This window comes from Embleya sp. NPDC056575 (assembly GCF_042793325.1).
GTDB lineage: Bacteria > Actinomycetota > Actinomycetes > Streptomycetales > Streptomycetaceae > Embleya.
The window spans coordinates 16,373-30,087 of record NZ_JBHTVA010000016.1 but is presented as its reverse complement, the minus strand read 5'-3'; the positions used below and the strand labels follow the sequence as shown (position 1 = coordinate 30,087).

11 protein-coding genes are annotated in these 13,715 nt (G+C 73.1%); 9 read left to right on the top strand and 2 right to left on the bottom strand.

Annotated elements, in window-relative coordinates:
• Positions 1 to 246 precede the first annotated feature (246 nt).
• The 3 genes from ACFRCG_RS14890 to ACFRCG_RS14880 all read left to right on the top strand — a co-directional run bounded on the left by ACFRCG_RS14890 (position 247) and on the right by ACFRCG_RS14880 (position 4,542).
• Positions 247 to 1,494 carry a DUF4192 domain-containing protein gene (locus ACFRCG_RS14890; protein ID WP_380031584.1) on the top strand — a complete coding sequence of 416 codons (1,248 nt, stop codon included), beginning with the start codon at positions 247 to 249 and terminating at the stop codon, positions 1,492 to 1,494.
• 136 nt (positions 1,495 to 1,630) lie between these two features.
• Positions 1,631 to 3,574 (top strand): glycogen debranching N-terminal domain-containing protein, encoded by a 1,944-nt coding sequence (locus ACFRCG_RS14885; protein ID WP_380031581.1) that lies wholly within the window; start codon positions 1,631 to 1,633, stop codon positions 3,572 to 3,574.
• Positions 3,575 to 3,834: 260 nt separating this feature from the next.
• Positions 3,835 to 4,542 carry an NUDIX domain-containing protein gene (locus tag ACFRCG_RS14880; RefSeq protein WP_126641718.1) on the top strand — a complete coding sequence of 236 codons (708 nt, stop codon included), beginning with the start codon at positions 3,835 to 3,837 and terminating at the stop codon, positions 4,540 to 4,542.
• An 86-nt stretch (positions 4,543 to 4,628) separates the two neighbouring features.
• Here the strand turns inward: ACFRCG_RS14880 and ACFRCG_RS14875 are convergent, their stop codons facing one another.
• Positions 4,629 to 5,081: a hypothetical protein gene (locus ACFRCG_RS14875; protein ID WP_380031579.1), complete on the bottom strand. Its 453-nt coding sequence runs from the start codon at positions 5,079 to 5,081 to the stop codon at positions 4,629 to 4,631.
• A gap of 188 nt (positions 5,082 to 5,269) precedes the next feature.
• Here ACFRCG_RS14875 and ACFRCG_RS14870 point away from each other — a divergent pair, with 188 nt between their 5' ends.
• From ACFRCG_RS14870 to ACFRCG_RS14845, 6 genes are all read left to right on the top strand, one after another.
• Positions 5,270 to 6,709, top strand: coding sequence for an ABC transporter ATP-binding protein (locus ACFRCG_RS14870; protein WP_380031577.1), 1,440 nt, complete (start codon positions 5,270 to 5,272; stop codon positions 6,707 to 6,709).
• Positions 6,706 to 7,470, top strand: a complete 765-nt coding sequence (locus ACFRCG_RS14865) for a hypothetical protein (RefSeq protein ID WP_380031574.1) — start codon at positions 6,706 to 6,708, stop codon at positions 7,468 to 7,470. The genes ACFRCG_RS14870 and ACFRCG_RS14865 overlap by 4 nt, the downstream gene beginning before the upstream one ends.
• A 164-nt stretch (positions 7,471 to 7,634) precedes the next feature.
• A complete protein-coding gene (locus ACFRCG_RS14860; RefSeq protein WP_380031572.1) occupies positions 7,635 to 8,489 on the top strand; it encodes a FadR/GntR family transcriptional regulator in 855 nt (284 codons plus the stop codon).
• A 298-nt stretch (positions 8,490 to 8,787) separates the two neighbouring features.
• Positions 8,788 to 10,443 (top strand): SpoIIE family protein phosphatase, encoded by a 1,656-nt coding sequence (locus ACFRCG_RS14855; RefSeq protein ID WP_380031570.1) that lies wholly within the window; start codon positions 8,788 to 8,790, stop codon positions 10,441 to 10,443.
• Positions 10,444 to 10,713: 270 nt separating this feature from the next.
• On the top strand, positions 10,714 to 12,312 hold the full coding sequence (locus ACFRCG_RS14850) for an RNA polymerase sigma factor (RefSeq protein WP_380031568.1): 1,599 nt from the start codon (positions 10,714 to 10,716) through the stop codon (positions 12,310 to 12,312).
• A gap of 234 nt (positions 12,313 to 12,546) precedes the next feature.
• Complete coding sequence (locus ACFRCG_RS14845) at positions 12,547 to 13,341, top strand: S1 family peptidase (protein WP_380031566.1); 795 nt, start codon at positions 12,547 to 12,549, stop codon at positions 13,339 to 13,341.
• A 141-nt stretch (positions 13,342 to 13,482) separates the two neighbouring features.
• Here the strand turns inward: ACFRCG_RS14845 and ACFRCG_RS14840 are convergent, their stop codons facing one another.
• Positions 13,483 to 13,713 (bottom strand): hypothetical protein, encoded by a 231-nt coding sequence (locus ACFRCG_RS14840; RefSeq protein ID WP_020555816.1) that lies wholly within the window; start codon positions 13,711 to 13,713, stop codon positions 13,483 to 13,485.
• Between the last annotated feature and the right edge of the window lie 2 nt (positions 13,714 to 13,715).

The following is a 13,715-nucleotide window of genomic DNA, read 5'->3' as shown; positions in this document are numbered from 1 at the left end:
CCACCCAAGCCCCCGCCCACAACCACCGGCCCGACCCCTTCGGCACCCGACTCGGCCGCGCATCCGCCTCACCGTGCGACGCCGGCGGGCCGGCCGGGTTCGCTGCGGATGCCGAGGCGGGCGTGGGCCTCGGCTGTGGGGACGCTGTGGTTCGGTGGTGTCGAGTCGTCGGTCCACAAGGGGCGAGTTGCGCACAGCCCGGTTGGACGAGTCCGGTCGGGAGTGGGGGGAGCGCACGCTCGATGCATGAACGACACCGATGGGTTCGACCGTACGCCCCATGTGGCCATGTCCCCGCAGTCCGTCCTGCGGGTTCGCTCGCCCGCCGATCTGGTGGAGGCCGTGCCGTATTTGATCGGTGTGCGGCCCACCGACAGCGTGGTGCTGCTCGGGATCCTGCCGGGGGATCGGAGCCGGGTCGGGCCGGTTCTGCGGCATGACCTTCCGGCGCCGGCCGACTTCGCGAACGCCGCCCGGCACTTCGCGCGCCTGCTGGTGCGAACCGGTGCGCGCGGGGTGGCGGTGGCGATATACGCGGACGGGGAGCGCGGCCGGGAGAGCGGGGCGGAGGCTGCCGGGACGTTGCGTGTGGCCGACGCCGCCGGTGGATCCGGTGCTTCGGAGGCGTCGGGAGGACACGCGGCGTCAGGCGGTTCGGTTACCCCGGTTGCCCCCGAGGTCCCCGAGGCGTCCGAGGCGTTGCCCGGCTCACCTCCCGCCCCCCTCGACGGCCTGCCCGTGGACGTTGGTCGGTTGCGGCCGCTGTATGTGGCGATTGAGCGGGAGTGTGTGGCTCTGGGGATCGAGGTTCGGGAAGCGGTGTGTGTCGCCGCCGGGCGGTGGTGGTCCTACGGGTGCGCCGATGCGCGGTGTTGTCCGATGGAGGGCACGCCCCTGCGTACCGAACGCAATTCGACCGTGGCCGCCACCGCGGTTTGGGCCGGGTTGCCGGAGCCGGCCTCGTTGGCCGAGTTGGTGCGGCTGTTTCGGCCGCCGGAGTATGCGATGCGTGAGCGGATACTGCGTGCGTATACCGACGTGCGGGGTGATCCCGCGGGCTTCGAGCCGGGGCGCACGTTGAGGGCGTTGGCGGGCCACCGTGTTCGGTTTCGGGACGGTGATACCGAGATCGAGCCGGAGGAGGCGGCGCGGCTGGTGCTGGGGCTCGGCGATGCGCGGGTGCGCGACGAGGTGATGGCCTGGCACGGGCAGACGCCGGGGGAGGCCGACGACCGCACGTTGCTCACTCTGTGGACCGTGCTTGCCCGTCGGGCGTTCGCGCCCGCGTCCGCGCCGCCGCTCACCCTCGCCGCGTGGGCCGCCTGGACGGCGCACGACGGGGTGCTGGCCCGGGTCGCGGTGACCGGGGCGTTGCGCGCGGATCCCGGATACACCATGGCGCGACTGCTGCACTCGGCGATCAACAGTCCGCTGAGCGCCGCCGAGGTGCGGCGGCGGATCTTCCGCGATGCCGTGACCAACCGGGCCCCATGAGCGTTGGGGGGCCGGGGCCGGTTGTCGAACGCGCGGGGGTGGGGTGCGGCTCGACGCGTCGCCGCCGTCCGGGTGGACCGGCGCGATCACGGCCCCGCGTGGGACCTGGGAGAAGCGGGAGGCGAGAGCGGTGACGGTGAGCACGATTCCACATCCGGTCGCGCACGACGCGCTGGTCTGCGTGGACGCGCCCGGCATGGTGATCAGCGGTCGCGACGGGCAACTGCGCGGTCAGGGCGTGGAGGGCATGTACCACGACGGGCGACGCACGCTCGCGCGCAACGTGCTGACGCTGGGCGGCATCGAGCCGGAGCCGCTGTCCGGGCACGTGGTCGCCGCAGGGACCGTGCGATACCTGGCGATGCGGCGATTCGCCGCGGACACCACGCCCGACCCCGCCCTGGTGGTCGAGCGCACCCGGTTCGCCGACGGCCGGGAGCGGATCGTGGTGCGCAACACCGGCCGCCGGCCGCTGAGCTTCCCGGTCGAGGTGGTGCTGGGCGCCGACCTGATCCCGCTCGACGCGCTGCGCGCCGGATACCGGCCGGCCGAACTGCCCGCCCGGGTCGCGGCGGCGGGCTTGGGCTGGACCGCGCCGGACGGGATGTCCGTGCGCGCGGTGACCGAGCCCGCGCCGGACACCGCGCTGGCCGCCACCGCGACGCTGCGCTGGGAGGTGGCGCTGGAGCCGGCCCGCTCGTGGGCGGTCGAACTGCGCGTGCTCGCCGAGCCGGTTCCCGGCCGGTCCGGCTCGCGCGCGGTCTCGGGCCGACCGCCGTGGACCGAGCCGCGGGTGCGCTGCGACGACGTACGGGTGGCGGCCTGGGTCGACCAGGGTCTGCGCGATCTGCGGGCGTTGCTGGTGGTCCCCGATCCGGACCTGCCGACCGCGGCGCTGCCCGCCGTCGGCGCGCCCTGGCAACTCGCTCCCGCCGGGCGCGACGCGCTGTGGACGGCCCGGATGTTGCTGCCGCTGGGCACCCGCTTCGCGAGTGGCGTGCTGCGGCTGCTCGCGTCGCGCCAGGGAGTGCGGTCGCGACCGGGGGTCGGCGAGGAGATCGGGCGCATCCCGCACACCCTGGGGCGGGCCGGCGGGCAGGTGCGCTACGACTGCGCGGGTTCGACCGCGCTGTTCGTCACGCTGCTCGGCGAGGCGTGGCGGTGGGGGCTGCCCGCCACCGAGACCGCCGCGCTGCTGCCCGCGCTCGGCCGCGCGCTCGGACATCTGACCCGGACGCTGGGCGAGCGGCCCGGCGACTTCGTCCGGCTGGGGCCCGAGGGGCCGGCGCCGTGCGAACTCCAGGCCCAGACGTACGAGGCCGCGCGGCACGGTGCGGCGCTCCTCGACGCGCACGACCTGCCGGGCGGCGCGGCGTTGCGCGAGCGCGCCGAGCAGTTGGCGGTGGCGTTTCGCCGGGCGTTCCGGGCCGAGGACGCGGCGGGGGAGTACTACGCGGCGGCGCTCGACCCCGGCGGTCGGCCGATCCCGGTGGCCTCGTCGGCGATGGCGCACCTGCCCGGCAGCGGCATCCTGGACGACACCGGCAGCGAGGCGGTGGCCCGTCGGCTGACCGCGCCCGACCTGGACTGCGGCTGGGGCCTGCGCGGCACCTCGGCCCGTACGCCCGGCTATCACCCGCTCGCCGCGCGCGGCGGAGTGGTGCGCACCCACGACACGTGCGTGGCGGTGGCCGGGCTGGCCGAGGCCGGTCATCCCGACGCCGCACAGCGGCTGTTCGCCGGACTGCTCGACGCCGCGCCGTGGTTCCAGTACCGGCTGCCCGAGATGCACGTGGGCGAACAACGCGTCGAGGGCCACGTACCGGTGGCCCACCCGCTGGCCTGCCGCCCCCTCGCTCGCGCCGCCGGCGCGATCCTGCCGGTCCTGGTCGCCTTCGCCGGCATCCGCCCCGACGCCCCCACCGGCCGCGTCACCGTGCGCCCGGGCGGCCCCTTGGACATCGGCGAACTCGAACTCCGCGACCTGCGCATCGCCGGCGACCCCTTCACGGTCCGGGTCAACCGAGCCGGCCAACCCATCATCGAAGAGGCCCCCGAATCCCTCCAACTCTCCACGTAGCCGACTCCCGCCCGCCGGCATCCGGTACGACTCGGGCCAGGGCCCGCCACCGCGTCGTCGGACCCGTACGGACCGTGAGCCGTGGACTGCCCATGGAGCCGGGCCACCCCGCCCGTCGGCGGGGCGATTCGGCGGCGGAACGTTGCTCCGCTTCGGGGCGGCTTCGGATGTTGTTCGAGGGACCGGCGGGAAGGGTGAGGTTGAGGATGGTTTTATCGTCAGCCAGACAGCTAGTGGCTTTCGGGCACTAGGATCGCTCCATGCCGCGCTCCGATACCTCGCTCTTCCCGCCCTTCGGAGTCACCGTGGATCTTGTCGTCCTCACGGTGCGCGAGCACGCTCTGAGTGCCCTGACCATTCGTCGGGGCGAGCCGCCGTTCCAGGGGGCGTGGGCGTTGCCCGGGGGATTCGTGCGCGAGGGGGAGGGGCTGGAGGCCGCCGCGGCACGGGAGTTGGCCGAGGAGACCGGGCTGGATCGGCTGCCCGTGCACCTCGAACAACTCGCCACCTTCGGCGACCCCGGCCGGGATCCCCGGATGCGTGTGGTCAGCGTCGCCTATCTGGTCCTGGCCCCCGACCTGCCCGCGCCGCGCCCCGGCGGAGACGCGGCGGGTGCGCGCTGGTCCTCGGTCGGCGAACTGCTGGGCGACGGCGGTCGGCTCGCGTTCGACCACGCGCGGATCCTGGAGGACGGTGTCGAGCGGGCCCGGTCCAAGATCGAATACTCCTCGCTGGCCGCGGCGTTCTGCCCCGAGGAGTTCACCGTGGGCGAGCTGCGCCGGGTGTACGAGTCGGTGTGGGGCGTGGCGCTGGACCCGCGCAACTTCCACCGCAAGGTCACCGGCACCCCCGACTTCCTCGTGCCCACCGGCGGCACCACCACGCGCCAGGGCGGCCGCCCCGCCCAACTGTTCCGTCGCGGCTCCGCGGAGAAGCTCAACCCGCCGATGTTGCGCCCCGAGGCCTGACCGCCGACACCGCCCGATCGCCAAGCCCTGATCGCGCGGCGCGGCGGAGCCCCGACACAGGGGCCCGGCCGCATTCCCCGTCGGCGTCAGCCCTGTCCGCCCAGGTCCACTGCCATCGCGTCGTACGCGAGCTGGGCGTCACGGCTGCGGTGGTGGACCAGTTGGGTGAGCAGGTCCAGCACCCTCGGCCGCAGCGCCGGCCGGCCGGCCGCGTCCCGCGGGCCGTACGCCAGGTCCGAGAGCAGGTCGTCGAGGAGCAGGCCGAGGCGGGTGTGCTCATCCCGCAGCCGCCCCACCGTGGGTTCGAACCTGGGATCCGCGCGGCGCACCTCCTCGTAGAGCCCGTCGGGCCCCTCGGTGGCCGCGACATGTTCGTATAGATCTGCCCGCAACTCCCGCAGCCCCGCACACAGCACGGCCATCCGGTGCGGACCCGCGCGGTCGGCGACCAGACCGTCACGAACGATCAACAACGCGTCGTCCAGGTCGCTCCGCCTGCGGCGGACGGCGTCCAGGACGCCCGGATCGGGAAGAGACATGCCGACCTCCAGAGACGTGCTCGGCGGTAGTTCGATAGTCCTCCCGCACCCCACGACCTGTCCAGGTTCGGGGGACTTTTCCCCAGCTCGCCGATACAGGATCAAATGCCGGGAAAATTATGGTTTCGCCGGTATGTTGCCAAAGATCCAAAGATCTCCCATACGTGGGATGACCAGGAGCGATGGCGATGGCGATGATCCAGACACGTGCGCTGACCAAGAGATACGGCGGCATCGTGGCCGTCGACGACCTTTCCTTCGACGTGCCGCCGGGCAAGGTGACCGCCCTGCTCGGGCCCAACGGCGCGGGCAAGACGACCACGCTGCGGCTGATGCTCGACCTCGAACGCGGTGGCGGCGAGACGCGGTACGACGGCCGTCGCTATCGCCGACTGCGCCGCCCCGCCACCGTGGTCGGCGCCTGCGTCGGCCCGGGCGCGGCCCACCCCGGCCGGCGCGTGCGGGCGCACCTGCGGATGCTCGCCGCGGCCGGGCGCATCCCGGCGCGTCGGGTCGACGAGGTGCTGGACCTGGTCGGCCTGACCCCCGTGGCCGGTGCCCGGGCCCGGGTGCTCTCGGCAGGCGCGCTCGGCCGACTCGCGCTCGCCTCGGCGCTGCTCGGCGACCCGGACACGCTGATCCTGGACGAACCGGCCGCCGGCCTGGACCCGCAGGGGGTGCGGTGGCTGCGCGACTTCCTGCGTGCCTATGCCGCCCAGGGCCGTACCGTCCTGGTCGCGGGGCACATCCTGGCCGAGACCGCGCGCTGCGCGGACCGGGTGCTGGTGATCAGCCGCGGGCGGCTGGTCGCGGACGAGTCGGCCGCCGACTTCCTGCGCCGAGGGGTGCGCACGGGAGTGGCGGTACGGACCCCGCAGGTGGCCCGGCTGTCCGCGCTGTTGCGGGCCGAGGGGGTACACACCACGCGCCCCGGGGGCACCACGCTCACCGCGATCGGTGCGGATCGGGCCCGGGTCGGCGAGATCGCCTTCCGCGGCGGCGTGCTGCTGCACGAGTTGACCGAACGCGAGCCGGGCGTGGGCGACGCGTTCGCCGACGCGATCACCCGCCGCCGCGAGCGTGCGGCCGTCACAGCCGAACTCGCCCGTGACCAGCACCGAGCCGAGCACCGGACCGAGCAGCGAGCCGAGCACCTTGCCGCCCACCCGGCACGCGCCGACCGAGCGACACAACACCTCGCCGACCCGGTACAGACGGACGATTCGGCCTGGACCGACGACCCGGCCCGGACGGACGACCCACTCCGCGCCGACCACCACCCGGCCGCACCCGCGCCCGCCCCCACCCCCGGATCGCCCATCGCCCACCGCGTCGATCCCGCCCCGACGACGGATCACCTCACCGAAGCCCTCGCCGAGTCGACGCTCGCCCGATCCGCCACCCGCTTCGACACCCCCACCCACGTCGACCTACCGCGAACCGCTCTCGCCCCCGACCCCCGATGTGCCGAACCGGCCCCGGAGGCCGCGCCCGAGGTACACCCGCTCGACGAGTCCGCGCCGCCCCCCGAGGACCCACCTGCCGCGCGTCCGCCGCGGCGTCGATTCGCCCGCGCCTGGCGCTCCGCCGACCGCGCCCGACAGACCGACGAGGTGAGGAGCGCATGAGCGCGATCCGGTACGAACTCGCGCGAGCCCGGAGCCTGCGCGCCACGTGGTGGGGCGCGTTGGCGCTGATCGCGCTCGCCGCCGGGAGCACATGGGTGGCGGTCCGCCAGGCCGGGGCCGCGCCGATCGGCTCCGGCGAGGTGGCCAACCTGCTCACCGCGGGCCCCGGCCACACCCCCGTCCTGGTCCCGGCGATCATGCTCTCGATCGCGCTGGCGTGTGCGCGCGAGCAGCGTCGCGACGCACTGCCCACGCTCTTCCTCGCCCTGCCGCGACGCAATCGGGTGTTCCTGGCCAAGGCCGTCGGCACCGCGCTCGCCGCCGCACTGGTCGCGGTCCTGGCGGTGGGCGCCGATCTGGCCACGGCCCGCGCGGTGTTCGGCCCGACCTTCCCGGACCTCGCGGCGATCGACCCTCCGGCGCCGCGGATCCTGGTCGGCTTCGTCGGCTACGTGGTGCTCGCCGCCGTACTCGGCCTGAGCGTCGGGGTGTTGTCCCGCGGCGCGCCGCTGATCGCGGTCGCCGTCGCGGCGCTGCCCGCGGGCGCCGAACGGCTGATCGCGGCGGCCGTTCGGGCCGGCGTTCCGCCGGCGCGGCGGGACCTGGTGCGTTACCTTCCGTTCCGCGCCGCCGACCGGATGCTCGTGGTCGGCGAGGGCGGCGGAGCGTGGTCGCCGCTGGTCGACGGCGCGGCTCTGGCCGGACTCACGGGTGTGGTCGCCGTACTGGCGATGGTGACGTTCCGTCGTCGGCGGGCCTGAGGGGGGCCGCTTCATGGGGTTGTGCGGGCTTCACACTTTCGGACGATCGACCCGCAAGGTAGATCACCCTTTCGTGTGTTTTTCAGCCGGGAGCGGGTTTGCAGCTCAAGCCCGACCCGTTCGAAGCCGAGATGGAGAGCGTGAGTATCGCTGCCCATCAGACAATGACCCACGCCCCGGCGAGCGGCTCGGCCGACGCGTTCCGCGCCGGCGAGCCGGGCGCCGCCGGCTCCGAACCGATGTCCCGCCGGCCGTACGTGTGGGACGGACCCGACCTCGAACCGGCCCGCGCCGTCCGCAAACCCGGCGTCGGCCGGGGGCGGGGCCTGCACGGCCAACTCGTCCAGCAGCTCGGCCAGATGATCGTCGCGGGCGAGGTGGGCGCCGAACGCCCGCTGGTGCCCGAGGAGATCGGCCAGCGTTTCGAGGTCTCCCGGACCGTGGTGCGCGAATCGCTCCGGGTCCTGGAGGCCAAGGGCCTGGTCAGCGCCCGGCCCAACGTCGGCACCCGGGTGCGTCCGGTGAGCGACTGGAACCTGCTCGACCCCGACGTGATCGAGTGGCGCGCGTGCGGCCCGCAGCGTGATTCGCAGCGTCGCGAACTGTTCGAACTGCGCTGGGGGATCGAGCCGCTGGCCGCGCACATGGCCGCGTGTCGCAACCACCCGGAGATCGTCCGCCGGCTCGGCGACGTCGTGGAGATCATGCAGCGGGCGGTGGCCCAGCCCGATCCGCTGACCTTCAGCCGCGCCGACGCCGAGTTCCACGGCCTGCTGCTCCAGGTCGCCGGCAACCGCATGCTCGACCACCTCGCGAGCATCCTGGCCGCCGCCCTCCAGGTGTCCGGCGGGCATGTCGCCGGGTGCGAACACCTGTCGGAGGCGTCGGTCTCGCTGCACGCGCGCCTGGTCGACGCGGTCGCCGCCGGCGACGGGGAAAGCGCCGAGACCGCCATGCGGTCGCTGCTCGCGGTACACCCCGAGGTGGACCGCCAGTTCCCCGCCCCCCGCGAGGGATGACCCGCGCCGCCGCGTCCCGGATACCGCGCATCGCCCCTTCGCCGACCCACCGCCCGGGTCGACGGAGGGGCGCGCGTATGCCTCGGGCCCCGCTCCGACGCCCGGCCCGGCCGACCGCCGGCGGACCGACGACCGACCCCGACCCGTCCACATGCGCGCGGCGGTTCGCGACGTGGCGCGCGAGACGGGGAGAGTTCGGGGCAATCCTCCCGGTGAGGCGGTTCGCGTGCGTACTCTCGATATCTGACTCGATCCGACTCGCCGGCCCGTAATTGCCAACAGGTGGGGTTGTGAGGCAATGAACGACGACAAGGGCGGAAGCGAGCGGCCCGCGGCCGTCGACGCGGCGTTGCTCGACACCTTGAGCGCCCATGGATCCACCGCATTCGCCTTCTACGACCGGCAGTTGCGCTGCCGCCGGGTCAGCGGCGCGCTCGCCCGGATGCATCGGCGCGCCGCCGCCGAGCTGCTCGGCAAACGTCCCGGCGAGGTCTGCCCGGACGCGCGGGGCCGGCGGATCGAGGCGGTGTTGTCCCGCGTGCTGGCCGATGGTGAACCCCACATCGAGCCGCACGCGACCGGCCCCGACGGCGCCGCGCACGCCCCGGATCCCGCGGGCCTCGGCGACCCGGCCCGGCCGGATCCCGTGGACGGGCACGAACGGGCTTACGAGGCACAGTGGTTGCCCGTTCCCGACCCCGCCGACCAGGACGGCCCGGCGATCGGCGTGCTGCTGGTGGTGCGCGATGTCACCGAGCAGCGTCGCTGCGAGGATCTGCTGCGTGCCGGGCAGTGGCGCACCGCCGGCCTCCAGGCGATGACCGCGCGGATCGCCGGAACCCTGAGCGTGCCCGAGGTCGAGGACGCGATCGGCGAACTCGGCCTCGGCATCGCCGCCGTGCGCTCGGAGGCGTACCTCCTGGACGAGACCACGCCGGTGTACCCCTGGCCGAACGTGCCCGCGCAGCGCACCGCCGGCCGCCGCCGCGGCATGCCCGCGCACTGGCCGGCGGACCTGGTGGCGGCGGTCACCGACGGCGTGGCGCGGTACACCTGCGCCGACGGCCCCGGCGCATCCCGGGCGATCCTGCCGCTGGTCGGCTCCGGCGCGCCGCTGGGCGTGCTGCGCTACACCTTCGACGACGGACGGGCGTTCGGGTCGGACGACCGCGTCTTCCTGGAGGCGTTCGCGGGGCAGTGCGCGCTCGCGGTCGAGCGGTCGCGGCTGTACGAGCGCGAACACCGCACCGCGGTCGCCCTGCAGCGCAGCCTGCTGCCGGATCGGTTACCCGCGGTGCCCGGGGTCGAGTTCGGCTTCCGCTACCTGCCGGGCGCGCCCGACTTCGAGGTCGGCGGCGACTGGTACGACGTGTTCCAACTGCCCGACGGGCGGGTGGCGATCGTGGTCGGCGACGTGATCGGCAAGGGGCTGACCGCGGCGGCCGGCATGGGCCGGGTGCGCTCGGCGCTGCGGGCGCTCGCCTTCACCGATCCCGAACCCGCCGCCGTACTCACCGGCCTGGACCGGCTGTTCACCGCCACCGAGGACGACGAGTCGCTGACCACGCTCGTCTACGCGGTGATCGACCCCGCCACCGGCCTGCTCGACCTCGCCGACGCGGGGCATCTGCCGGTGGTGGTCGTCTCGGCCGACGGCAAGTCCCGACTGGTCGAGATCGGCGAGGAGTCCACGCCCCTGGGGGTGGCGGAACACCGCACCCAGCACACCGTGCGCCTCGATCCCGGCGACATCCTGATCGGCTTCTCCGACGGGCTCGTGGAGACGCGCGGACGCGGCATCGACGAGGGGCTGGACGACCTCGTCGACATGGCCCGAGGAGCCAACGAGGGCCTGGAGCCGCTGTTGACCGCCATCCTCGACGGACTCATCGGCGACCGGGGCCGCGACGACGACGTGACCATCCTGGGAGTGCGGATCACCGGCGGCGATTGAGGCGGATCCCGCAAACATCCCTCACACAGGGTGTGGCGCGCGCCGCAAGGGGGAATCGTGTGAGCTGCGCCACTGAAGGGGCGCGTAACACTTCTTCGCCTGGCCCGATGAGTACGAAGGTGGCAGCCGTTCGGGAATAGCAAAACAAGCCGAAGCGCTGACTCGAGTGCAACCGGTTTGCCGGAACCACGCGCTGTCCGCCCGAGTGTCGTTCGCTTGGCGGCGCCTGCCTGTTCACCAGGCCGTGACGCCGTCCAGATCGTCGAGAGGTTGTTTGTGTCGGCCAGCACATCCCGTTCGCTCCCGCCCGAGATCGCCGAATTCGTCAATGTGAAGTCGTTGATCGAGCGGGGTGAGGCCCAGGGGTACATCGCCAGCGACGAGGTGCGCCAGGCGTTCGAGGCCGACCAGATTCCGGCCACCCAGTGGAAGAACGTCCTGCGCAGCCTCAACCAGGTCCTCGACCAGGAGGGGGTGACCATCATGGTCAGTGCCGCGGACTCGGCGGCGCCCAAGCGCAGTCGCAAGAGCGTGGCGGCGAAGAGCGCGGCCAAGCGCACCGCGACCAAGACCGTCGTCACCAACCGCGCCGCGACCGCCCCCGTGCCGGTCACCCCCACGCCCGGCATCACCGCGGAGCCGACCACGAGCGCCACGACACTCGACGAGAACGCCGCCCCGGCCCCGATCGCGGAGGCTGCCCCGGCACCGGCCGCCGCACCGCGCAAGGCCGCCGCGAAGAAGACCGCCGCCGCCGGCGCCAAGAAGGCCGCGCCGAAGAAGGTCGCCGCCAAGAAGACCGCCGGCAAGGCCGGCGAAGCCGAGCCGGACGCCGAGGAGTTGCCCGACGAGCCCGACATCGTCGTCGAGGACGCGGTCCCCGACGAGCCGGAGAGCAAGGGCTTCATCCTCTCCGACGACGAGGACGACGCGCCGGCCCAGCAGGTCGCCGCCGCGGGCGCCACCGCCGACCCGGTCAAGGACTACCTCAAGCAGATCGGCAAGGTCCCGCTGCTCAACGCCGAGCAGGAGGTCAACCTCGCCAAGCGGATCGAGGCCGGCCTGTTCGCCGAGGACAAGCTGGGCTCCGGCGAGAAGTTGCAACCCAAGCTCCGGATGGAACTGGAGATCATCGCCGAGGACGGCCGTCGGGCGAAGAACCACCTCCTGGAGGCCAACCTCCGCCTGGTGGTCTCGCTGGCCAAGCGCTACACCGGCCGCGGCATGCTCTTCCTGGACCTGATCCAGGAGGGCAACCTGGGTCTGATCCGCGCGGTGGAGAAGTTCGACTACACCAAGGGCTACAAGTTCTCCACCTACGCCACCTGGTGGATCCGGCAGGCGATCACCCGGGCCATGGCAGACCAGGCGCGGACGATCCGCATCCCGGTCCACATGGTCGAGGTGATCAACAAACTCGCCCGTGTGCAGCGCCAGATGCTCCAGGACCTGGGCCGCGAGCCCACCCCGGAGGAGCTGGCCAAGGAACTCGACATGACCCCCGAGAAGGTCATCGAGGTGCAGAAGTACGGCCGCGAGCCGATCTCGCTGCACACCCCTCTCGGCGAGGACGGGGACAGCGAGTTCGGCGACCTGATCGAGGACTCCGAGGCGGTCGTGCCCGCCGACGCGGTCAGCTTCACCCTGCTCCAGGAGCAGCTGCACTCGGTGCTCGACACGCTCTCGGAGCGCGAGGCCGGCGTGGTGTCGATGCGCTTCGGGCTCACCGACGGTCAGCCCAAGACGCTGGACGAGATCGGCAAGGTCTACGGCGTCACCCGCGAGCGCATCCGGCAGATCGAGTCGAAGACGATGTCCAAGCTGCGCCACCCCTCCCGCTCGCAGGTGCTGCGCGACTACCTCGACTGACCCGTCCGACCCGATCGACCGTCCGCACGGCCCCGGATACACCATCCGGGGCCTTCGTGTGTGCGGACGCGGGTCAATCACCCGTTCGCCGGGGCGAAGGGTTCCGGATCGTCACGCCGGGGCACCGGACACTACCTGACGGTAGCCGGCGAGAGGTTCCCCATGATGGTGCGAGCGCCCGAGCGGAACGAACGCAGCAGTTTCCGGCGGTACACACGAGGATCGACGGCCGCGTTGGCCGCGATCGTGGTCGCGGCGGTCCTGACGGGGGCCGCGCCCTCCGCGCCCGCCGGGCCCCCGCGCGGCGTGGTCGGCGGGTCGCCCGCCGACACCGCGACCTATCCGTGGGCGGTGGCCCTCTCCAGTCGTGCGGAGTACGGCTCCGCGCGATCGGGGCAGTTCTGCGGTGGCACGCTGATCGCACCCACGAAGGTGCTGACCGCCGCGCACTGCATGTTCGACCAGAACGGAAAACGCGACGATCGTCCGGATCTCAAGGTGATCCAGGGCCGGACGGATCTGCGCACCACCGCGGGCCGCGAGGTCACGGTCGGCTCGGTGTACGTGAACCCGGGTTTCGACGCCGCCTGGATCTCGGGCGACTGGGCGGTGCTGACCCTCGACGAGCCGCTGAGCACGGGCAGTGCGTCGCTGGTCGGCGCGGACGAGGACGTGTACGCCGTCGACACCCCGTCGACGGTGGTCGGCTGGGGTGACACCACGGGACGGGGCGACTACTCCCCGACGCTGCGGCAGGTCACCGTGCCGCTGGTGTCCGACGCCGCCTGCGGTATCGCGTATCCGGGCGGGCGTTACGGCACCTACGACGCCGCGTCGATGGTGTGCGCGGGGGAGAAGCGGGGCGGCAAGGACGCGTGCAGCGCGGACAGCGGCGGACCGCTGCTGATCGGCGGCCGGGTCGCCGGGATCGTGTCCTGGGGCGACGGATGTGCGCTGGCGGGCAAGCCGGGCGTGTACACCCGGGTCGCCGCGTTCGTCCGGGACATCCGGGATGCCGCCGGATTGTGAGGGATATCACGCACGTTTCGGACCCCGGCGACCTGCCCTGAAGCGGGCGGGTGCGCGGAAACAGACGCCGATGGCGGCCACCTCGGTGGCCGCCATCGGCGCGATGTCTGCTCGTCGGGATCCAGAGGGTCGGCTGTTTGGTCAGTTGTCGTCGTCCGGTGCGGTAACGGGGACCGCCGTGAGGCGGTCGGTCTCGTCCTGTATCTCCACGGCCACCTTCCGAAGTTCCGGCTCGAACTTGCGGGCGTGGTGCGCACAGAACAGCAGTTCGCCGCCGCTGGAAAGGACAACCCGAAGGTATGCCTGGGCGCCGCACCGATCACAACGGTCGGCGGCCGTCAACGGACTGGCGGGTGTCAGAACCGAATTCACGT

What these genes read in the sequence shown, in the direction of transcription:
- ACFRCG_RS14875 (WP_380031579.1), bottom strand. Translation starts at nt 5,081, where the DNA reads ATGTCTCTTCCCGATCCGGGCGTCCTGGACGCCGTCCGCCGCAGGCGG.
- ACFRCG_RS14880 (WP_126641718.1), top strand. Translation starts at nt 3,835, where the DNA reads ATGCCGCGCTCCGATACCTCGCTCTTCCCGCCCTTCGGAGTCACCGTG.
- ACFRCG_RS14860 (WP_380031572.1), top strand. Translation starts at nt 7,635, where the DNA reads ATGACCCACGCCCCGGCGAGCGGCTCGGCCGACGCGTTCCGCGCCGGC.
- ACFRCG_RS14865 (WP_380031574.1), top strand. Translation starts at nt 6,706, where the DNA reads ATGAGCGCGATCCGGTACGAACTCGCGCGAGCCCGGAGCCTGCGCGCC.
- ACFRCG_RS14890 (WP_380031584.1), top strand. Translation starts at nt 247, where the DNA reads ATGAACGACACCGATGGGTTCGACCGTACGCCCCATGTGGCCATGTCC.
- ACFRCG_RS14870 (WP_380031577.1), top strand. Translation starts at nt 5,270, where the DNA reads ATGGCGATGATCCAGACACGTGCGCTGACCAAGAGATACGGCGGCATC.
- ACFRCG_RS14855 (WP_380031570.1), top strand. Translation starts at nt 8,788, where the DNA reads ATGAACGACGACAAGGGCGGAAGCGAGCGGCCCGCGGCCGTCGACGCG.